This window comes from Ruegeria sp. CF8, from assembly GCF_056537285.1.
This window is the reverse complement of sequence record NZ_JBQFRG010000005.1, coordinates 289,805-310,738: the sequence shown is the minus strand read 5'-3', so window position 1 is coordinate 310,738 and position 20,934 is coordinate 289,805. Positions and strand designations below refer to the sequence as shown.

Sequence of the window (20,934 nt, the reverse complement as noted above, 5' to 3'; positions counted from 1 at the left end):
TGAGGAGGGCGACATGAGCGCCAAGAAAGCAAAATCCCGGGGTTTGGGGCGCGGCCTTTCGGCCCTTATGGCGGATGTGAACCCCGAAGCAGAAGGGCGGGCGCCAACCGAAGCGCGTCGGCCTGATCTGAAAGTTCCAATCGAAAAGCTGAAAGCGAACCCTAATCAGCCGCGCCGCACGTTCCTGCACGAGCAGCTGGACGAATTGGCTGCCTCGGTCAAGGAAAAGGGTATTATCCAGCCTTTGATTGTCCGTTCGACCGGAGCTGATGAATTCGAAATCGTTGCAGGGGAGCGTCGTTGGCGGGCGGCGCAAATGGCGCAGCTGCATGATATTCCGGTCATTGTGCGCGATTTTGACGACACCGAAGTTCTGGAAGTTGCGATCATTGAGAACATTCAGCGCGCGGACCTGAACGCGGTGGAAGAGGCCGCTGGCTACAAGCAGCTGATGGATCGTTTTGGCCACACGCAGGAAAAGCTGGCCGAAGCTTTGGGTAAGAGCCGTAGCCATATTGCAAATCTTCTGCGTCTTTTGTCCTTGCCAATGGATGTCCAAGCATTTGTTATTGAAGGAAAAATTTCCGCTGGACATGCTCGGGCTCTGATTACGGCCGAAAACCCTTCGGAGTTGGCGAAGCAGATCGTCAAAGAAGGTTTGTCGGTCCGCGCAACCGAAGCTTTGGTCAAAAAGCAGCAACAAGGTGACGCAGAACGCCCTGCGCCTCGGTCCAGAAACCTGGATGCGGGTAAGGATGCCGATACGCGGGCGTTGGAAAAAGACCTGTCTGCAATTCTGGCGATGAAAGTTTCGATCAATCACAAGGCTGGAACAGAAACGGGTCAGGTTGTTCTGACGTATGAGAACCTGGACCAGCTTGACGATTTGTGCGCCAAGCTCAGCCGTTAGGCCGCGTCCAGATAAAGACCAATACACCGCCCAGGACAATGGCTTGAATGGCCAAAACGAAAACCGGGGCGGACATCCAAATTGAGAGACCAAAAACGGCGGCGACGGAAACAGTTGCCGCCTTTTTTGCCGCAGGCCGTATAGCACCAGAGCTTTGCCAATCTTGTATCAACGGTCCGAACAGTTGATGAGTCAGCAGCCACGTGTGAAGGCGTGACGATGATCTGGCAAAGAAAAACGCCGCCAATAGCAGGAATGGCACGGTTGGCAGAAGGGGAAGAACAACCCCAACCATCGCCAGAGCAACACAAAATAATCCCAGTCCTGCCCACAGGTAGTGCATGGCTAGCTTAATAGTTCCCGGATGACGGCATTCAGAACGGCCCGGCCGTCCGCAGTCGCCCGAATCCTGTCGTTACTATGTTCAATCATTTTTATTTCAGAGAGATGATCAATAGTGTTCTTTGGAAGTTTTCGACCGGATAGGGTTTCCCATCTGTCTATATCTAGCCCCTCTGAAATCCTCATACCCATCATAAGGTACTCGTTTGCCTGATCTTCGTAAGTTAGCAAGGTTCTGTCTTTTTCCCCGCTGCCGCGCTCGGCTGCGTCAAGCCAGCGTTGCGGATTCAGGTATGTCTCGGTTGCGTATTTTTCGGCGTCCAGGGTGACCCGTCCATGAGCACCGGGGCCGATGCCGACATAATCTCCGTAACGCCAATAGATCAGGTTGTGCTGGGACTCCGCACCTGCGCGAGCATGGTTGGACACTTCATAAGCGGGCAAACCGTGCGCTTCGCAAATCTCTTGCGTGATCAAATACATGTCGGCGGCGCTGTCATCTTCGGGCAAGCCACGCAGTTTTCCAACGGCATAGCGGTCGCCAAAGGCAGTTCCGTCCTCGATCGTCAATTGGTACAGCGACAGGTGATCCACGGCCATTGACAGGGCTTCGTTCAGTTCCGCGCGCCAGGCTTCGGGTGTTTGGTGCTGTCTGGCATAGATCAGGTCAAAACTCACACGATCAAAGCAGGCACGTGCAATGTCAAAGGCGGCGCGGGCCTCGGCGACTGTGTGAATCCGGCCCAGCCGACGCAAATCTTCGTCATTTAAGGCCTGAACGCCCATCGAGATTCGATTTACGCCTGCATCTCGATAAGCCGCGAACCGACCTGCCTCGACCGATCCGGGGTTGGCCTCAAGCGTGATTTCCATGTCATTGGACGGGTGCCAGAGCGCGCGCGCCTCATCAATCACGTCAGAAACGGTTTCCGGGTCCATCAGAGACGGGGTGCCACCCCCAAAGAAAATCGTGTTCAGTACCCGACCCGGCGTTTCAGAGGCAGCGCGGCGCAGCTCGCTCAGATAAGCAGTAAGCCATTGTTTCTGGTTTATTTTCTTTGAAACATGGCTGTTGAAGTCACAATAGGGGCATTTGGCCTCGCAAAAAGGCCAATGGATATAAAGGCCAAAGCCCCCGTTGCGCCAATCATCCGCCAAAGCAGCCTTTCACGAACTTCTCAACCGCGCGGCCGCGGTGGCTGATCTTGTTCTTTTCCCAGCGATCCATTTCGGCAAAGGTAATGTCGTGCCCGTCCGGAACAAACATCGGGTCATAGCCGAATCCATCCTTGCCGCGGATCGGCCAGACCAGGTGGCCCGGGGCGATGCCTTCGAATACTTCATCATGTCCGTCGGGCCAGGCCAGAACCAATGTACAACGGAATTGCGCAGTGCGTGGGTGAGGGGCGTTTTTAGCCTCCAGCTCATTATGTGCGCGGGTCATGGCCATTAGGAAATCACGACCATTTGCCGTTTCCGCCCAGTCAGCAGTGTAAACCCCCGGCGCGCCGTCCAGCGCGTCGATGGTGATCCCGGAATCGTCCGACAGGGCAGGCAGGCCGGTGGCTTTGGCGGCAGCGTGGGCTTTGATCCGCGCGTTGCCGACAAATGTGTCTTCGGTCTCTTCCGGCTCGGGAAGGTTCATCTCGCCCGCGCCGACGACAGTGACACCAAAAGGTTCGAGGAGATGCGTCATCTCCTCAAGCTTGCCTTTGTTGTGGGTGGCAACCAGCAGCCTGTCCCCATCGAACTTGCGGGTCATGCGGTTGCGGCCTTTTGCGCGGCAGCCAATTCGCCGACGCCTTTTTCGGCCAGATCCATAAGCTGATCCATCTGCGCGCGGCTAAAGACCGAGCCTTCGGCGCTCATCTGCACTTCGATCAGTTTGCCGGATCCGGTCATGATGAAGTTGCCATCAACACCCGCTTCGCTGTCTTCCGGGTAATCCAGATCCAGAACCGGTTGACCGGCATAAATACCGCAGGACACAGCCGCAACTGGATCCACCAAGGGGTCCGAGATGACGTCGCCCGCTTTCATCAGCTTGTTCACGGCCAGACGCAGGGCCACCCAGCCGCCGGTGATCGACGCGCATCGGGTGCCGCCATCGGCTTGGATCACGTCGCAGTCTACAGTGATCTGACGCTCACCCAGCGCGACCCGATCCACACCAGCGCGCAGGGCGCGGCCGATCAGGCGTTGGATTTCCACCGTGCGACCGCCTTGCTTGCCGCTGGCAGCTTCACGCCGCATCCGGGTGTTGGTGGCGCGGGGCAGCATACCGTATTCTGCTGTGACCCAGCCCAGGCCCGAGCCTTTGATAAAGGGCGGCACGCGATCTTCGATCGTTGCAGTGCACAAAACGTGCGTGTCGCCCATTTTGATCAGGCAGGAACCTTCGGCATGTTTGGTAAACCCCGTTTCGATTGAAACGGCGCGCATTTCGCTTAAATCTCTTCCAGAGGGTCGCATCGGAATTCCTTTGTTTGCTGGGTTGGGGATAACGCCCCGCAGCGTTACGATGCAACCCCGATTGACCTTTCATTTGCCTGCTATTTAATGACGAACGAGCAGGGGAAGACGCATGAGCGAAGCAAGCAAAATTCTGGATGAGATGAACGACCGGTCACGCGAAGTGTTTCGGTTGATTGTCGAGAGCTATCTGGAAAGCGGTGAGCCGGTTGGCAGTCGCACCTTGACGCGCACCCTGTCCGAAAAAGTGAGCGCCGCGACCGTTCGCAATGTGATGCAGGATTTGGAATTTCTGGGCCTTCTGGACAGCCCCCATGTCAGTGCAGGTCGAATTCCTACGCAGCAAGGTCTGCGGATGTTTGTGGACGGGCTGCTTGAGGTCGGCGATCTGGGTGCCGATGATCGGCAGAAACTGGAACAGACATTAGGCTCTAACACGGGCGATGTTGGCGGAATGCTGGACCGTGTGGGGTCTGCTTTGTCACACGTGACACAAGGCGCCTCGCTGGTTTTGACACCCAAGCATGAATCAGAAATCAAACATATTGAGTTTGTTTCTCTGGGTCATGACCGGGCATTGGTGGTTCTGGTTTTCTCGGATGGTCATGTGGAAAACCGTCTGTTTACCCCGCCGCCGGGGCAAACCCCCAGTTCAATGCGCGAGGCTGCGAATTTCCTCAATGCGCTTATCGAGGGGCGGACGCTGAGCGAAGTGCGTCGACAGATGCAAACGCAGATCGACGCGCGCAAGCAGGAAATAGACATTCTGGCGCGTGAGATGGTGGAAAGCGGAATGGCCGCCTGGGACGGAGATGGCGGCGACTCGGCCCGTTTGATCGTGCGTGGGCGGGCGAATCTGTTGAATGAACCGGGTCAGGCCGAGGAGCTTGACCGGATTCGAACCCTGTTTGACGATCTGGAACGCAAACGTGACATCGCGGAATTCCTTGAATTGACCGAAGATGGCGAAGGTGTGCGCATTTTTATTGGGTCTGAGAACAAACTTTTCTCACTTTCGGGTTCCTCTTTGGTGGTGTCTCCATATATGAACGCTGATCGTAAGATAATCGGTGCAGTCGGGGTCATCGGGCCCACGCGTCTGAATTATGGACGGATCGTGCCGATCGTGGATTATACGGCGCAACTGGTCGGTAAGTTGATATCCGACCGGAGCTAGAGGGTAAGAGATGGCAGAGCCCAAGAACGAAGATTTTCTGGACGACATCATGGCTGCGGAAGCGGAAGAGCTGGCCGAAGAGTTTGCAGAGATCAGCGATGAAGCGCTGGAGCTCGATGAGCTGCGCGCCGAGCGGGATGACTATAAAGACAAGTTTATGCGCGCACTGGCGGACGCTGAGAACGCGCGCAAGCGCGGCGACAAGGCGCGTCGGGATGCGGAACAGTATGGCGGGTCGAAGCTGGCCCGTGACATGCTGCCGGTTTACGACAACTTGAAACGCGCGCTTGAGGCCGCAACGGATGAGCAGAAAGAAGTTGCTGCTGGCCTGTTGGAAGGTGTTGAGCTGACCATGCGTGCGCTGAAGGATGTGTTCCAGAAGCACGGGATTGAAGTGATCACACCTGAGGTCGGCGACCGGTTCGATCCAAACGTGCATGAGGCGATGTTCGAAGCCCCGGTGCCGGGCACCAGGGCAGGGGACATCATTCAGGTGTCTGCCGAAGGGTTCATGCTGCACGACCGTTTGCTGCGTCCGGCGCAGGTTGGCGTGTCTTCGACGCCGGCAAGCTGATTGGCTTTTTCAAAGCCAAGCCTTCGGCGAGAGTATTTTTGAAAAGATGAAGGGGCGGTCAGGTTCTGGCCGCCTCTTTCAGTTTGTAGATCAGGTCGAGCGCTTCACGAGGGGTGAGCTCGTCCGGCAAGACATCATCCAACATATCCGTGACAGGCGAGGCCTGTGGGGCAGGTGGCGGAGGCGGTGGCGCGGCTGAAAACAGTGGCAGATCGTCGATCAGAGCTTTTTGTTTTCCACCTTCGCGTTCGGTTTTCTCCAATTGATCCAGAACGACACGGGCGCGTTCGACAACCGATGCTGGCAGGCCGGCAAGTTGGGCGACTTGCACACCATAGGATCGGTCGGCGGCACCCTTGTGGACCTCATGCAGGAAGATCACCTCGCCTTCCCATTCTTTGACCGCAACGGTTGCGTTGTCGACACCTTCCAGTTTGCCAGCCAGAGCTGTGAGCTCATGATAGTGAGTTGCAAACAGAGCGCGGCATTTGTTGGAGGCGTGCAGATGTTCCAGTGTGGCCCACGCGATTGAGAGGCCGTCATAGGTGGCAGTGCCACGTCCGATTTCGTCCAGAATAACCAGCGCACGGTCGTCGGCCTGGTTCAGGATCGCAGCAGTTTCGACCATTTCAACCATAAAGGTTGATCGACCGCGGGCCAGATCGTCCGACGCGCCGACCCGACTGAAGAGTTGGCTGACGACGCCGATATGGGCCCGTTCGGCAGGCACGTAGCTGCCCATCTGGGCCAGCAGAGCGATCAGGGCGTTCTGGCGCAGGAACGTCGATTTACCGGCCATGTTGGGCCCGGTCAGCAACCAGATGGCCGCACCCTGATCAGCGCTGAGGGTGCAATCATTGGCGACAAAGGCATCGCCGCTTTGCTGGCGGAGGGCGTGTTCTACAACCGGGTGGCGGCCGCCTTGAATGTCGAAGGTGCGAGTGCTGTCGACCTGTGGCCGACACCAGTTTTCACCACGCGCCAGATCGGCCAATGCCGTTGTTAAATCCAGTTCAGCCAGCCCTCGGGCGGCTTGGTTGAGTCGGGTGGCAAGGGCTAAAATTTCGTCAGAAAGTCTTTGATAGAGCCGCTTTTCGATCTCAAGCGCCAGATTTCCAGCGTTAAGGATGCGAGTTTCGATTTCCGAGAGTTCGACGGTGGTGAATCGCACCTGATTGGCAGTGGTCTGACGGTGAATATAGGTCTCGCTGAAGGGTGGATTCAGCATTTTCTCGGCGTGGGTCGCGGTCGTTTCTATGAAATACCCCAGCACATTGTTGTGCTTGATCTTCAATGAGCTGATGCCTGTGTGCTCCGCGTATTTTTGCTGAAAACCAGCTATAACCGAGCGGCCTTCATCGCGTAGGGTGCGGGCCTCATCCAATTCGGCATCAAAGCCTGGAGCGATAAACCCGCCGTCACGCGCCAGCAGGGGCGGCTCGGCGACAAGTGCCTCGTCGAGCAGTCCGAGAAGGTCGTCAAACCCGGTCAGGTTTTGGACGGCGGTCGATAACAGTACTGGCAAATCTTGGGTTTCGCACAATTCCGCAATTTTAGCCGCTTGCGCCAACCCGTTGCGAATGGCGGCCAAATCGCGCGGACCGCCTCGGTCCAACGACAACCGCGACAAGGCGCGGTCCAGATCCGGTGTTTTGCGCAGTGCTTCACGCAGGTCTGACGCAATCAGGCTGTCCTCAACTGCGAAGCTTACCGCATCCAGGCGCGCATGGATCACGTCCAGATTGCGCGATGGGCTGGACAGGCGCTGTTCCAGCAACCGTGCGCCACCGGGTGTGACGGTACGGTCGACCACGGACAACAACGATCCGGTGCGACCGCCTGAGAGCGACCGCGTCAGTTCTAGATTGCGGCGTGTTGCAGCATCAATTTGGACAACGCGGTCTTCCGATTCCTTGAGGGGGGTTTGCAGCAGGGGCAATTTGCCTTTTTGCGTAATCTCAAGATAGTCGATTAGCGCGCCCATCGCTGAGACTTCGGCGCGACCGAAGTTCCCGAATGCATCCAAAGCACCGACGTGAAACAAACCGCATATGCGTTTTTCCGCCGCTGTGCTGTCAAAACTGGCACGTCCCACAGGTGTCAGAGAAATCCCAAGATCGCGAACGGGTTCTTGCAATTTGTCTTGCGCCCCGTCTGCCACGATCAATTCGGACGGGGCCAGCCGGGCCAGTTCCGGGCTGAGGCGTGCGCCGGTCAAAGGCATCACGTGAAACGCACCGGTCGAGATGTCGGCCCAGGCCAGAGCGGCCTCGTCCCGGACTTCGGCATAGGCGGCCAGAAAGTTGTGGCGGCGGGCCTCCAGCAGGGCGTCTTCCGTCAGTGTGCCGGGCGTCACCAGTCGCACAACACCCCGCTTTACGACTGATTTAGAGCCTCTTTTCTTCGCTTCGGCAGGGCTTTCCATTTGTTCGCAGACAGCAACGCGAAAGCCTTTGCGGATCAGGGTCAGCAAATACCCTTCGGCTGAATGCACAGGCACACCGCACATGGGAATATCGTTGCCATTGTGTTTGCCGCGCTTGGTCAGTGCGATGTCCAGCGCTTCGGCGGCATTGACGGCATCTTGGAAGAACATTTCGTAGAAATCGCCCATGCGATAGAACAGCAATGCATCGGCGTGGGCCTCTTTGATTTCGAGGTATTGCGCCATCATCGGCGTGACTGTGGACAAAGGCGGCCCCCTTTTGGCGTTTCCGGGCGTGACCTTACAAACCCGGCCCCTGCGACGAAAGGCGAAAACGTATTGTCGTTGAGGCGCGCCTTTGCCTGCGCTATGAGGCAACAGCCCAACAGATGCAAAGAAACGACATTTCCGATGCCCAAAGCGAAGATCACCAAAGAAGAGGCGCTGGCCTTTCACCTGGACCCCACCCCCGGCAAATGGGAAGTGCAAGCCACTGTTCCCATGACCACGCAGCGTGACCTGTCACTGGCTTACAGCCCCGGTGTGGCTGTTCCCTGTGAAGCCATCGCCGAAGCGCCCGAGACTGCCTATGACTACACCAACAAGGGCAATCTGGTGGCCGTGATCTCGAATGGAACGGCGGTACTTGGTCTGGGAAACCTTGGCGCGCTGGGCTCGAAGCCGGTGATGGAAGGGAAATCCGTTCTGTTCAAGCGGTTCGCCGATGTGAACTCGATCGACATCGAGCTGGACACCGAAGACCCGGATGAATTCTGCCGTGCGGTGCGTCTGATGGGGCCGACTTTTGGTGGCATCAATTTGGAAGACATCAAAGCGCCCGAGTGTTTCATCATCGAACAGCGCCTGAAGGAAGAGATGGATATTCCTGTCTTCCATGATGACCAGCATGGCACGGCGGTTATCTGTGCCGCAGGATTGCTGAACGCGCTACATATTTCGGGCAAGAAGATCGAGGATGTAAAGATTGTTTTGAACGGTGCGGGCGCGGCAGGGATCGCTTGTATCGAATTACTGAAAGCGATGGGCGCACGGCACGAGAATTGCATCGTCTGTGACACTAAAGGTGTGATTTATCAGGGCCGGACCGAAGGTATGAACCAGTGGAAGTCCGCCCACGCCATCACCACGGATTTGCGTACGCTGGAAGATGCGATGAAGGACGCGGATGTGTTCTTGGGCGTTTCGGTCAAGGGTGCGGTCACACAAGAAATGGTCGCCAGCATGGCTGACAACCCGGTGATTTTCGCGATGGCGAACCCGGACCCCGAGATCACACCGGAAGAAGCACACGAGGTTCGCGTGGATGCCATCGTTGCCACCGGGCGCAGCGATTATCCCAATCAGGTCAACAACGTGCTTGGCTTCCCCTACCTGTTCCGGGGCGCTTTGGACATCCATGCCCGCGCCATCAATGACGAGATGAAGATTGCCTGCGCCCACGCGCTCGCCAATCTGGCGCGCGAGGATGTACCGGATGAGGTCGCCATGGCCTATGGCAAATCGCTGACCTTCGGGCGCGATTATATCATCCCGACACCGTTTGACCCGCGGCTGATCCACCGTATTCCACCAGCCGTTGCCAAGGCCGGAATGGATACTGGTGCAGCGCGGCGTCCGATCATTGATATGGACGCGTATGAACTAAGCCTGAAATCCCGCATGGATCCGACCGCAAGCATCCTGCGCGGTTTAAACGCCCGTGCGCGTCAAGCCCAAAGCCGGATGATCTTTGCCGAGGGCGATGATCCACGGGTGCTGCGCGCTGCGGTCATGTATCAGCGTTCAGGCTTTGGTAAAGCGCTTGTGGTCGGACGCGCGGATGATGTCAAAGAAAAGCTGGAAGCCACGGGTCTTGGGGATGCGGTACGAGAAATCGAAGTTGTGAACGCCGCCAATACCACCCATCTCGAGACTTATTCGAACTTCCTTTATGAGCGCCTGCAACGTAAGGGTTTTGACCGCAAGGACATTCACCGCCTTGCCGCGCGGGATCGGCACGTGTTCTCGTCATTGATGCTGGCCCATGGCCATGGGGATGGGCTGGTCACGGGCGCGACGCGTAAGTCGGCCCATGTTTTGGATCGGATCAATCACGTCTTTGACGCCGATGCTGCGCACGGGGCTGCTGGTGTGACGGCCCTTTTGCACAAAGGTCGGATTGTCCTGATTGGGGACACTCTGGTGCATGAATGGCCGGACGAAAACGATCTGGCCAATATCGCCGAGCGCTCTGCAGCCGTCGCCCGACACATGGGTCTGGAGCCACGCGTTGCGTTTGTAAGTTTCTCGACATTTGGCTATCCGGTCTCGGAACGCGCCGAGAAGATGCACCGCGCGCCCGCAGTTCTGGACCAGCGCGGCGTTGATTTCGAGTATGAAGGCGAAATGACGGTTGATGTGGCCCTGAACGTGGATCAGCAGGCCACTTATCCTTTCCAGCGTCTGACAGGTCCGGCGAACATCTTGATCGTTCCGGCGCGGCACTCTGCCTCGATCTCGACCAAGCTGATGCAGGAGATGGGCGGCGCGACCGTAATTGGCCCGATCCTGTCGGGCGTGGATAAGCCGATTCAGATTTGTTCCACCGTCTCGACCGCGAACGACATTCTCAACATGGCCATTCTGGCCTCATGCGATATTGGATAAGTCATGACGATCTGGAACCTCGGCTCGATCAACGCGGATATGGTTTATGACCTGCCGCATTTGCCTGCGCCGGGGGAAACTCTGGCCGCCCTTGGGTTGGACCGGTTTCTGGGTGGCAAGGGGGCCAATATGTCGGTGGCAGCGGCTCGGGCCGGGGCGCGTGTCAGCCATATCGGCGCTGTCGGCCATGATGGGCGCTGGGCGAAAGACCGATTGACGGAATATGGCGTGGATACGCGTTACATTTCAGAGGCAGATGTACCGACCGGGCACGCAATTATTGCCGTGGATGCTGAGGGCGAAAACCTGATCATCCTGTATCCCGGTGCCAATCATGCGTTAGAGGTCAGCGATCTGGGACAAGCGCTGTCATCGGCAAGCACGGGTGACCTGCTGATCCTGCAGAATGAAACCAACGCACAGGTTGAAGCCGCGCAGTTGGGGCACCGGATGGGATTAACCGTGTGCTATGCCGCTGCACCGTTTCAGGCCCAGGCGGTAAAGGCGGTTCTGCCTTATCTGGATTTTCTGATCCTCAACGAGGTCGAGGCTGAACAGCTGCGTCAGGAAACCGGCTTAAACGCCGCTGATCTGCCGGTGCGGCACGTGATTGTCACGCTGGGTTCAAAAGGCGCGCGGTATTTGCAGAATGGCAGTGATCCGGTCGAGTTTGAAGCGCACAAGGTGCAGGCCGTCGACACCACGGGGGCAGGCGATACCTTCACCGGCTATGTACTGGCAGGCATGGATCGCGGGATGCCGATGGAACAGGCTATTCTGCAAGCAAATCGCGCCGCGGCCCTGATGGTTACGCGGCACGGGACGGCTGATGTTATTCCTGACCTGAAAGAGGTGCGCGACGCGTCTTTCGATTAAGATCCGACAAACGGCGCGTCAGAACCCCAAAGCTGTTTGACGCGCGCGTCACGGCCGCAGGCTTTGCGGTAAGCTTTGTACGCGCTGTGCTGTCGCTTGGGTCCAAAGCGGGTGAAGATCAGTTTGTTCCCCTTGTAGTAATCCTGATGATACGCCTCGGCTGGGTAAAAAGTGCCTTCGTTCAGGATGGGCGTTACAACTGTCTGGCCCAAAGCCCGCTGCGCATCTGCTTTTGCCTTCTCGGCCAAAGCCTTTTCCCCTGTGTTAGAGACGAAAATTGCCGTGCGGTAACTGTCGCCGCGATCGCAGAATTGCCCCCCGGCATCTGTGGGGTCGACTGAGCGGAAGAACATGTTCAAAAGTGTTTCACGCGAGACCTGGGCCGGATTGAACGTGATCTGCACCGCCTCATAGTGGCCGGTTCCCCCTTTTGTGACCTGATCATAAGTGGGATTTGCTGATTTGCCGCCAGTATAGCCTGAAACGGCCTCGATGACCCCGGGGACCGACTCAAAATCAGATTCAACGCACCAGAAACATCCTCCGGCTACTGTCAGTGTTTCTGTTCCCGCCGCCGGCGCAGGCAAAGCGCGCAGCATTGCCGCCAAGGCGATCAGCGTGAACAGAAGGGCTGGTTTAAGCGTGTCGAGATAAGCAGTCCGTGTCATGTCAGGTCTCCTTTCAGATCCAAGGTGACCCGACTTGAACCAACATGCAATTGCCTGACATCCCATGTCACGCGCTGGTGAGACGAGTTTATCAGCTTCAGCCACGTCCGAAGAAACCTTGTGTCTCGCAATCAAAAGACCTTTTCTGGGATGTGGTGATGCAAGGTTGGATTCAGGATCGATGACACAGGATATGCAGGTTTCGACGCGCGTGCTGGTCATAGTTGCGCCCAGCTTCAATATGGCGGCGACCATGGCGTTCATCGACCCGTTTCGCGCGGCCAACTACTTGGACGGAAAGCCCTATTTCAAATGGGACTTCCTGTCAGAAGCAGGTGGTTTCTGTGTGTCCAGCAACGGCGCCGGCATTGAAACTCAACCGCTGGACGCGCTTTCGTTCACCGAGGCTGATATTGTCATTGTCTCGTCCAGCTGGACACCGGAACGGCACCTGACATCCAAATTGGGAACAGCCTTGCGCCAACTTGCGCGCAGCGGCGCGACTTTGGGTGCCCTGGATACGGGTGCCTTCATACTGGCGCAGGCCGGGTTGTTGAACGGGCGGCGCGCCACCGTTCATTATGAGCATATCGATGCCTTGCAGGAGCTTTATCCAGAAATTGAGGTTGTGGAGAATCTGTATGTTATGGACGGCAACCGGCTTACCTGTTGCGGTGGGTCTGCAGCAACTGATTTTGGCCTGCAAATCCTTCAGGGGATACATGGCAGCGCTCTTGCCAATGCAGCGGCCAGGTACGTGTTTCACGACCGTTTGCGCGGCCCTGCGGAACAACAACAACCCCAACGAACCGAGCCTTTGGGAACGACAGTGCCCTCCAAGCTTAAAACGGCGATTCAGGTGATGGAGGCCAATCTTGAGGAGCCCATTCCCGTTCCCCAGATTTGCAAGCGCGCGGGAATCTCCCATCGCCAACTGGATCGGCTGTTCGCGACTTACATCAAGAAAACGCCCGTGCTTTATTACCGTGATATTCGGCTGGATCGGGCGCGTGGCCTGGTCACGCAGACCGAGCTTCCCATTGCAGAGGTCGCCCTGGCGTCAGGTTTTTCCAGCCCCGTGCATTTCAGTCGGGCCTATAAAGAGAGATTTGGCCTGCCCCCGACGCGCGACCGGGTCGAGGGCAGGGTTCCATTCGAATTCCGCGCCTGGCCGATGCATCGCAAACCTAAAGACTAGCGGCATCACGATCATCAATTTGGCTAAAATAGAAAATAATCAGGCGGAAAAAGTTAAGTAGCCGACAAAGACTCAGAAGATCATACCCGCCACACGTCAATCACCGGGGCAAAACCTGCCCCTGAGCTGTGGAGCCACCCATGAGCCAGCTGCCGTCCAAAACCCAGTTCGAGCGGATTTCCGATGGTTTTAGCACCGATCCCTTCAATACCAGTTCCCTGAAGGCCGAAGCCTATGTTGATCCGTCCTGGTATCAGGTCGATCAAAACGAAGTGCTGGCCAAGACCTGGCAATGGGTGTGCCATGTTGAAAAGCTGCGCGCTCCGGGGTCATACACAACCGTCGAAATCGCCGGACGTCCCATTGCCGTTGTGCGCGACCGCGAGGGAACACTGCGTGCGTTTTATAATGTTTGCAAACACCGCGCCCATCATCTGCTGTCGGGCGAAGGCGAAACCACGCGCATCATGTGCCCATATCACGCCTGGGTCTATAAGCTGGACGGCCAATTGGTGCGCGCGCCCGAGACTGAGAGTCTCGCCAATTTCAAAACTTCGGATATCTGTCTGGACCAAGTACAGGTCGAAGAGTTTGCCGGGTTCATTTACGTCAATTTAGACCCTAATGCTGAGCCTTTGCGCGAAGTTTCCGGAAATCTGGAAACCGAAATCCGTCATTGGGCACCGGATATCGAGCAGCTGACATTTGGTCATCGCCTGACCTATGACATCAAGTCAAACTGGAAGAACGTCGTCGACAACTTCCTTGAATGCTACCACTGCCCGACCGCGCACAAGGATTTCTGTGATCTGGTCGATATGGACACCTACAAGGTGACCACATACGGCATCTACTCCAGCCACATGGCCGAGGCGGGTAAGGGTGCCAACACGGCTTATGACGTGTCCAATGCAACTGTGCGCACCCATGCAGTTTGGTGGTTGTGGCCCACAACATGTCTGATGCGCTATCCGGGGCGGTCTTCGATGATCGTGCTGAATATCATCCCGATAGGTCCTGACCGGACGCTCGAAACCTATGATTTCTTCCTTGAAACCCCGGAACCTGATGAGGCCGAGCTGGAAGCCATCCGCTATCTCGATGAGGTTCTGCAACGCGAAGACATCGACATTGTCGAAAGCGTTCAGCGCGGGATGAGCACCCCGGCCTTTACGCAAGGTCGGATCGTGCATGATCCCAATGGTTCGGGCAAATCAGAACATGCGGTGCATCATTTCCACGGGCTTGTACTGGACGCCTATGCAAAGGCTGCACCGTGAAACGGCCCAACATCGTTGTGATCATGGCCGATCAACTGGCGCCGCATTTTTGCGGCGCGTACGGCCATCCCACGGTCAAGACCCCAAACATCGACGCGCTTGCCGCGCGCGGGATGCGATTTGACGCGGCTTATTGCAACTCACCTCTCTGCGCACCGTCACGATTTGCGTTCATGTCCGGGCAGTTGATCAGCCGGATCGCTGCTTATGACAACGCCAGCGAGTTTCGCGCCTCGGTCCCGACCTTTGCGCATTACCTCAAGGCGCTGGGCTACCGGACCTGCCTGTCGGGCAAGATGCATTTTGTCGGGCCGGACCAGAAACACGGGTTTCAGGACCGTGTGACCACCGACATCTACCCCGCCGACTTTGCCTGGACCCCGGACTGGGAAGCCCCGGATGAACGGATCGACAAGTGGTATCACAACATGCAAACGGTCAAGGAAAGTGGCGAGGCGGTCGCCACTTTCCAGACGGATTATGACGATGAGGTCGAATTTGCCGCGCGCCGCTGGCTGATCGACAGGGGCCGCGATCGGGCGGCTGGGGATAATGCTCCGTTCTGCCTGGTGGCCAGCTTCATTCATCCCCATGACCCCTATGTGGCCAAGCCCGAGTGGTGGAACCTGTATTCCGACGCAGACGTCCCGATGCCGGAATTTACACTGACGCCTGAGGAACAAGACCCGTTCTCACGTCGCGTCATGGATGGGATTGAGGCAAGCTATGTCCCTCTGACCGAGGAAGAAATCCGCCGTGCGCGCCGCGCTTATCTGGCTAATGTCAGTTACTTCGACAGCAAGGTCGGCTCGATGGTCAAAGCTTTGGAAGACATCAGTGTGTTAGACAATACCATCGTCATCATCACCGCAGACCACGGCGATATGCTGGGTGAGCGGGGGCTTTGGTACAAGATGAATTTCTTTGAACACTCTGCCCGAGTGCCTTTGATCATGGCTGGCCCCGGTGTTGCCAAAGGGTATGCCGACAACGCTTGCTCGCTGCTCGATCTGCTCCCGACCTTTGTGGACATCGCTGGCGGTTCTGATGCGATCTTCGGGGAGCCGATTGATGGCCGGTCCTTGATGCCTCTTGCGCGCGGAGAATCTGACCCTGTGGATGAAGCCGTCGGCGAGTATTGCGCCGAGATGACGCCCTATCCGGTGTTCATGATCCGGCGCGGGCCGTTGAAGTATATTCACTGCGACCCGGACCCACCTCAGCTTTATGACCTATCTAGGGATCCGTTGGAAAAGGTGAATGTGGCCCATGACCCGGCTTACTCTGAGCAGTCCGCGCAGTTTGCTGAAGAAGTAGCGCGACGTTGGAACAGCGAAAGCCTACGTGCGGATGTCATTGCAACGCAAAAGTCTCGGCGCGCCTTGCACGCCGCGATGGAGGCGGGTGCCGGAGAGGCCTGGGATTACACCCCGCCACGCGATGCCACGCAGGAATATGTCCGCAATCACATGGACTGGACGGTTGCAGCGACTCGCTATCGCTATCCGCCATTGAAGGAGACCAAAGAATGATGCTGGACGGCAAAACGGCCCTGGTGACAGGTGGGCGTGGCGGGATCGGGCGCGCGATCGTGGCACGTTTTCTGCTGGAAGGTGCGCGGGTCTATGCGGCTGATCTGACGCCAGAAGGGTCCCTGGCGGCTCATGATGACGATGGCAGCATCTTTGTGAAGCTGGACGTCACGCAAGAAGCTGATGCAATTGCCGCGATGGATCAGGTTAAGGCCGAAGCTGGCCAATTGGACATTCTGGTCAACGCCGCTGGTATCGAGATCGAAAAGACCATTGAACAGACCACGCTTGAGGAATGGAACCTGTCCTTTGCTGTGAACGTCACTGGTACGTTCCTGACCTCAAAACATGCGCTGCCTCTGCTGCGCATAGGGGCCGCGTCGGGAGCCTCGGCCTCGATCATCAATTTCGGGAGTTATGATGGGTTCATTGCGGACCCCGGCCTTGCCGCCTATTGCGCGACCAAAGGTGCGGTTCATGCACTGACGCGTGCGATGGCGTGTGATCACGGACCGGAGGGTATTCGCGTGAATGCCATATGCCCCGGCTACATCGACACTCCCATGTTGCAAAGCTTCTTTACCGGCGATGGCTCGGGCGGCGGCGGCAAGACCATCGACCAGTTGCAGCAGGCCGTGCGCGATGTGCACCCGATGCGCACATATGGCACGCCCGACGACATCGCCAATCTGGTGAACTGGCTGGCCTCGGACGAGGCGCGCTATGCCAGCGGTCAACTTTGGGTTCTGGACGGGGGGCTGAGCGCACAAGTCCAGCAGATGAAGCTATGAGCAAGCCGGTTATCATTACATGTGCTCCGACTGGCGGGATTCATACGCCGACCATGTCAGAACACCTGCCTATCACTCCCAACGAAATCACCGAGGCCAGCATCAGTGCCGTCGAGGCCGGGGCTTCGATCATCCATCTTCATGCCCGCAATCCGGAAAACGGTCGACCAGATCCGGATCCTGACCTTTTCATGCAGTTCCTGCCCCGCATCAAGCAAGCAACCGGTGCTGTGATGAATGTCTCAACCGGTGGCGGGTTGGGCATGACCCGCGAAGAACGCCTGCGCGCCGCGTTGCGGGCCAGCCCCGAAATGGCCAGCATGAATATGGGGTCGATGAACTTCGGCATCTTTCCCATGATGCAGAAATACTCGGGCTGGAAACATGACTGGGAACCCGAGTTTCTGGACATGACCCGCGACTTCATTTTCCGCAACACGTTTGCAGATATCGAATATGCGATGAAGGAATTGGGTGAAGGTCACGGCACGAAGTTCGAGTTTGAATGCTATGATCTGGGACATCTCTACAACCTGGCTTGGGTGGTCGATCAGGGCTGGGTGAAACCACCGTTTTTTATCCAGATGGTGTTTGGTATTCTGGGTGGCGTGGGGGCCGACCCCGACAACCTGATGCACATGCACACAATTGCCGAAAAGCTGTTTGGCGGCAGCTATGAATGGTCGGTGCTGGCCGCAGGTCGCCACCAGATGGCCTTTACGACACAAGCAGCGATCCTTGGTGGCAACGTGCGGGTTGGGTTGGAAGACAGCCTTTACATCGGGCCCGGTGAAAAGGCGAAGTCTAACGCCGATCAGGTCCGCAAGATTCGCTCAATCATCGAAAATCTTGGCCTGACGGTCGCTACACCGGACGAGGCTCGTCAACGCTTGGGCCTGAAGGGCAATGACCAGACCGCATTCTGATGGGAAACGACATGCAGACAAAGATGCTGATTAATGGGGAGATGGTTGTGGGCGGTGGCGATGCGCTGCCGGTTCTGGACCCGTCGACCGGGGCAACCGTCGCACAGGTGCCCGAAGCCACGCCCGAACAGATCGAGGCCGCAACACAGGCGGCTCATGGGGCGTTTGAGACCTACCGGTTGGCACCCCCCGTCGAACGCGCCGGATACCTGCACGCAATTGCCGACGTGATTGAGGCCAATATCGACGAATTGTCCGAGTTAGAGACCCTTGATGTTGGCAAGCCATGGCCGATGGCCCGCGATGAAGAGATGCCTCTGACCATCGACACTTTCCGTTTCATGGCGGGGGCCTCGCGCACCATGAGCGGGTCGGTGACGGGCGAATACGCGGCTGGCCACACGTCGATGATCCGCAAAGATCCGATTGGCCCCGTGGCGTCCATCGCACCGTGGAACTATCCACTTATGATGGCGGCATGGAAGATCGCTGCGCCCCTGGCGGCAGGGTGCACCATTGTTATGAAACCGTCCGAAATCACACCGCTGGCCACGCTGCGGTTGGCAGAGTTGCTGGCAGATGTATTGCCCAAAGGTGTGTTGAACGTGGTCCATGGTCGGGGCATGTCGGTTGGTGACAGCCTCATCAATGACCCTCGGATTGAAGGGATTTCCATCACCGGCTCACCTGCGACCGGAATGGCCGCGATGCGGGCGGCATCCAACCAGATCCGTCATGTGCATCTGGAACTGGGGGGCAAGGCACCTGTCATCGTGTTCAATGACGCCGATATCGACGCCGTGGCCGAAACAATCCGATACGGTTCGTTCTTCAACGCAGGTCAGGATTGTGCTCAGCCCTGTCGGGTGATGGTGCAGGATGCTGTGTACGACAAGGTCCTTGCTGCAGTCGCCGACCAGGTTGGTCAGATCAGGATCGGTGCGCCCAAGGCCGAAGGCACAGAAATGGGGCCCATCGTATCAGCGGCCCAACGCGACCGGGTTGCGGGATTTGTCGATCGCGCCCGCAGCAGCGCTGAAATCGCCGTAGGCGGCAAGGTTGGTGAAGGGGAAGGGTTCTTCTATCAGCCAACAGTCGTCGCAAATGTGGATAATAACGCTGAAATCGCGTGCAGCGAGGTGTTCGGCCCGGTCGTGACTCTGTCGCGGTTTACCGAGGCGGGCGAAGCCCTGCGGGTTGCCAACGCCGGACGGTACGGGTTGGCGTCGTCTGTCTGGACCAAGGATGTCTCGACCGCAATGAAAATGACGGCGCAGCTGCGGTACGGCATGACCTGGGTGAATACGCACGGAATGCCGGCGGCGGAAATGCCCTGGGCTGCGATGAAAGGGTCTGGCACGGGTTGTGACATGTCGGTTTATGCGCTGGATGCTTACACGTCCGTGCGCCACGTGATGGTGGCACACTGATGCGGTTGACTGGGAAAAGAGCGCTGGTCACTGGTGGTCGACAAGGCATTGGTCGCGGAATAGTCGAGGCCTTTCGCCGTGAAGGCGCGACAGTGACGACATGTGGACGCGGGGCACGGCCCGATGGGCTGGCTGACGACATCATCTGGCATCCGCTGGATGTTACGGATGTGGTTGCGGTCGAAGCGATGGCCGAGGCCACAGATGGCACCGATATTCTCGTGAATAATGCTGGTGTGCAGGTTGAAAAGACGGTTCCAGACAGCTCGGACGCAGATTGGGATGCTGTGATTGGCACCAATTGCAAGGGCGTCTTCAATATGTGCCGGGCTTTCATACCCCGGATGGATGAGGGCGCTGCGATCATCAATATAGGCTCTATTTCAGGGAATATCGCCGATCCATCCATGGCGCTTTACAACGCGTCCAAGGCGTTTGTGCATGGCTTGACCCGTTCCATTGCGGTCGATCACGGGCCAAAGATCCGCTGCAACGCGATTTGCCCCGGATGGATCGAAACGGGAATGCTGGACGCCGGGTTCGAGCTGGCCAATGACCCCGACGCCGCGCGAAGGGACGCAATCGCTCGCCATGCCGCGCGTCGTTTTGGCAAGCCCAAGGATATCGCGAGCATGGCGGTCTGGCTGGCTTCGGATGAGGCAAGTTTTGCGACAGGCCAACTTTTCACCGTGGATGGCGGAATGACGGCAGCTTCACCTTTGAACCCGGGATTGTTCTGATGGAAATACAACACACGGCCTGCTTGGGCGGGGGCGTCATCGGGGCCAGTTGGGCAGCGCTTTTTCTGGCATCCGGACGTTCTGTTGCCCTTTTTGATCCGGACCCGAACGTCGAAAAGAAAGTACGCCAGTATGTAGAAAATGCATGGCCGACGCTGGATGCACTGGGTCTGACGGGCAACGGAAACCCGGACGCCATCACGTTTCATTCCAGCGCTGCTGCCGCAGTGGCTGATGCGGGATTTGTTCAGGAAAACGTGCCTGAGCGTTTGCAGATCAAACATGCAACCTTTGCCGAGATTGAGCCTGCTTTGTCTAAGGGCGCGATCGTCGCCAGCTCTGCATCGGGTCTAACACTGGGACAAATGCAACCGGGCTGGTCTAATCCGTCACATTTTGTGTTAGGGCATCCCTTCAACCCACCGCACCTGATCCCGCTGGTTGAGGTGATGGGAAATGAGAAAACCGCCGATGGCGTCGTTGATGCGGCGCAGGCGTTTTATGAAAGCGTGGGCAAGACCACGATCCGGGTCAACAAAGAGGTCCCCGGCCATGTTGCAAACCGATTGCAAGCTGCGTTGTGGCGCGAAGCCATTCATCTTGTGGTATCGGGCGTTGCCTCGGTCGAAGATGTGGACAAAGCCGTTTGGGCCGGACCGGGTGTCAGGTGGGCGGCGATGGGGCCGACCATGTTGTTCAACCTCGGCGCAGGGGAAGGTGGGCTGAAGGCGTTCTGCGACCACTTCACCGATACGTTCAACGGATGGTGGGACGATCTGGGTCAGGTTTACTTAACCGATGAGGTCGCTCAGCAGCTTGCTGATGGTGTGAAAGATGAGGCCGCTGGGAAAACTCCAGCCGAGTTGTCCGGGCAGCGGGACGCGTTGATTCTGGCGATGCAGAAATCCATCGCAGATTTGCGCTGA

General features: G+C 57.4%; 19 protein-coding genes. 13 read left to right on the top strand and 6 right to left on the bottom strand.

What is annotated here, in order from left to right; translation table 11 throughout:
- Positions 1-13 precede the first annotated feature (13 nt).
- A complete protein-coding gene (locus ACR0EV_RS13960) occupies positions 14-910 on the top strand; it encodes a ParB/RepB/Spo0J family partition protein (RefSeq protein ID WP_480800644.1) in 897 nt (298 codons plus the stop codon).
- On the opposite strand, the gene ACR0EV_RS13955 is transcribed toward ACR0EV_RS13960, so the two are convergent.
- From ACR0EV_RS13955 to rph, 4 genes are read right to left on the bottom strand one after another with little or no spacing between them, the layout of a single operon-like run.
- Positions 900-1,253 (bottom strand): YbaN family protein, encoded by a 354-nt coding sequence (locus ACR0EV_RS13955; RefSeq protein WP_480800643.1) that lies wholly within the window; start codon positions 1,251-1,253, stop codon positions 900-902. The genes ACR0EV_RS13960 and ACR0EV_RS13955 overlap by 11 nt on opposite strands.
- Before the next feature lie 2 nt (positions 1,254-1,255).
- The gene (hemW, locus tag ACR0EV_RS13950) at positions 1,256-2,410 is read right to left on the bottom strand and encodes a radical SAM family heme chaperone HemW (protein WP_480800642.1); all 1,155 of its coding nucleotides are present in this window, start codon (positions 2,408-2,410) and stop codon (positions 1,256-1,258) included.
- Positions 2,400-3,014 carry an RdgB/HAM1 family non-canonical purine NTP pyrophosphatase gene (gene rdgB / locus ACR0EV_RS13945; protein ID WP_480800641.1) on the bottom strand — a complete coding sequence of 205 codons (615 nt, stop codon included), beginning with the start codon at positions 3,012-3,014 and terminating at the stop codon, positions 2,400-2,402. The genes hemW and rdgB overlap by 11 nt, the downstream gene beginning before the upstream one ends.
- Entirely contained in the window at positions 3,011-3,724 is a 714-nt protein-coding gene (gene rph / locus ACR0EV_RS13940) for a ribonuclease PH (protein ID WP_170655392.1), read from the bottom strand. The genes rdgB and rph overlap by 4 nt, the downstream gene beginning before the upstream one ends.
- A gap of 112 nt (positions 3,725-3,836) precedes the next feature.
- Here rph and hrcA point away from each other — a divergent pair, with 112 nt between their 5' ends.
- Positions 3,837-4,901 (top strand): heat-inducible transcriptional repressor HrcA, encoded by a 1,065-nt coding sequence (gene hrcA / locus ACR0EV_RS13935; protein ID WP_480800640.1) that lies wholly within the window; start codon positions 3,837-3,839, stop codon positions 4,899-4,901.
- 10 nt (positions 4,902-4,911) lie between these two features.
- On the top strand, positions 4,912-5,475 hold the full coding sequence (locus ACR0EV_RS13930) for a nucleotide exchange factor GrpE (protein WP_480800639.1): 564 nt from the start codon (positions 4,912-4,914) through the stop codon (positions 5,473-5,475).
- Positions 5,476-5,533: 58 nt separating this feature from the next.
- Here the strand turns inward: ACR0EV_RS13930 and mutS are convergent, their stop codons facing one another.
- Positions 5,534-8,149 (bottom strand): DNA mismatch repair protein MutS, encoded by a 2,616-nt coding sequence (gene mutS, locus ACR0EV_RS13925; RefSeq protein WP_480800714.1) that lies wholly within the window; start codon positions 8,147-8,149, stop codon positions 5,534-5,536.
- Between the two features lie 162 nt (positions 8,150-8,311).
- Here mutS and ACR0EV_RS13920 point away from each other — a divergent pair, with 162 nt between their 5' ends.
- Positions 8,312-10,567, top strand: coding sequence for an NADP-dependent malic enzyme (locus ACR0EV_RS13920; RefSeq protein ID WP_480800638.1), 2,256 nt, complete (start codon positions 8,312-8,314; stop codon positions 10,565-10,567).
- A 3-nt stretch (positions 10,568-10,570) separates the two neighbouring features.
- Positions 10,571-11,443 (top strand): ribokinase, encoded by an 873-nt coding sequence (locus ACR0EV_RS13915; RefSeq protein WP_480800637.1) that lies wholly within the window; start codon positions 10,571-10,573, stop codon positions 11,441-11,443.
- Here the strand turns inward: ACR0EV_RS13915 and msrA are convergent.
- On the bottom strand, positions 11,440-12,111 hold the full coding sequence (gene msrA / locus ACR0EV_RS13910; protein ID WP_480800636.1) for a peptide-methionine (S)-S-oxide reductase MsrA: 672 nt from the start codon (positions 12,109-12,111) through the stop codon (positions 11,440-11,442). The genes ACR0EV_RS13915 and msrA overlap by 4 nt on opposite strands.
- A 181-nt stretch (positions 12,112-12,292) precedes the next feature.
- On the opposite strand from msrA, the gene ACR0EV_RS13905 reads away from it, so the two are divergent.
- The 8 genes from ACR0EV_RS13905 to ACR0EV_RS13870 all read left to right on the top strand — a co-directional run bounded on the left by ACR0EV_RS13905 (position 12,293) and on the right by ACR0EV_RS13870 (position 20,934).
- Positions 12,293-13,309: a GlxA family transcriptional regulator gene (locus ACR0EV_RS13905; protein WP_480800635.1), complete on the top strand. Its 1,017-nt coding sequence runs from the start codon at positions 12,293-12,295 to the stop codon at positions 13,307-13,309.
- Between the two features lie 140 nt (positions 13,310-13,449).
- On the top strand, positions 13,450-14,589 hold the full coding sequence (locus tag ACR0EV_RS13900; protein WP_480800634.1) for an aromatic ring-hydroxylating oxygenase subunit alpha: 1,140 nt from the start codon (positions 13,450-13,452) through the stop codon (positions 14,587-14,589).
- Complete coding sequence (betC, locus tag ACR0EV_RS13895) at positions 14,586-16,121, top strand: choline-sulfatase (protein ID WP_480800633.1); 1,536 nt, start codon at positions 14,586-14,588, stop codon at positions 16,119-16,121. The genes ACR0EV_RS13900 and betC overlap by 4 nt, the downstream gene beginning before the upstream one ends.
- On the top strand, positions 16,118-16,912 hold the full coding sequence (locus ACR0EV_RS13890) for an SDR family NAD(P)-dependent oxidoreductase (protein WP_480800632.1): 795 nt from the start codon (positions 16,118-16,120) through the stop codon (positions 16,910-16,912). Before betC ends, ACR0EV_RS13890 begins: the two co-directional genes overlap by 4 nt.
- The gene (gene kce, locus ACR0EV_RS13885) at positions 16,909-17,838 is read left to right on the top strand and encodes a 3,5-dioxohexanoate:acetyl-CoA acetone transferase (RefSeq protein WP_480800631.1); all 930 of its coding nucleotides are present in this window, start codon (positions 16,909-16,911) and stop codon (positions 17,836-17,838) included. Before ACR0EV_RS13890 ends, kce begins: the two co-directional genes overlap by 4 nt.
- Positions 17,839-17,849: 11 nt before the next feature.
- Positions 17,850-19,268, top strand: a complete 1,419-nt coding sequence (locus ACR0EV_RS13880; protein ID WP_480800630.1) for a gamma-aminobutyraldehyde dehydrogenase — start codon at positions 17,850-17,852, stop codon at positions 19,266-19,268.
- Positions 19,268-20,008, top strand: a complete 741-nt coding sequence (locus tag ACR0EV_RS13875; protein WP_480800629.1) for an SDR family NAD(P)-dependent oxidoreductase — start codon at positions 19,268-19,270, stop codon at positions 20,006-20,008. Before ACR0EV_RS13880 ends, ACR0EV_RS13875 begins: the two co-directional genes overlap by 1 nt.
- Positions 20,008-20,934 carry a 3-hydroxyacyl-CoA dehydrogenase NAD-binding domain-containing protein gene (locus ACR0EV_RS13870; RefSeq protein WP_480800628.1) on the top strand — a complete coding sequence of 309 codons (927 nt, stop codon included), beginning with the start codon at positions 20,008-20,010 and terminating at the stop codon, positions 20,932-20,934. The genes ACR0EV_RS13875 and ACR0EV_RS13870 overlap by 1 nt, the downstream gene beginning before the upstream one ends.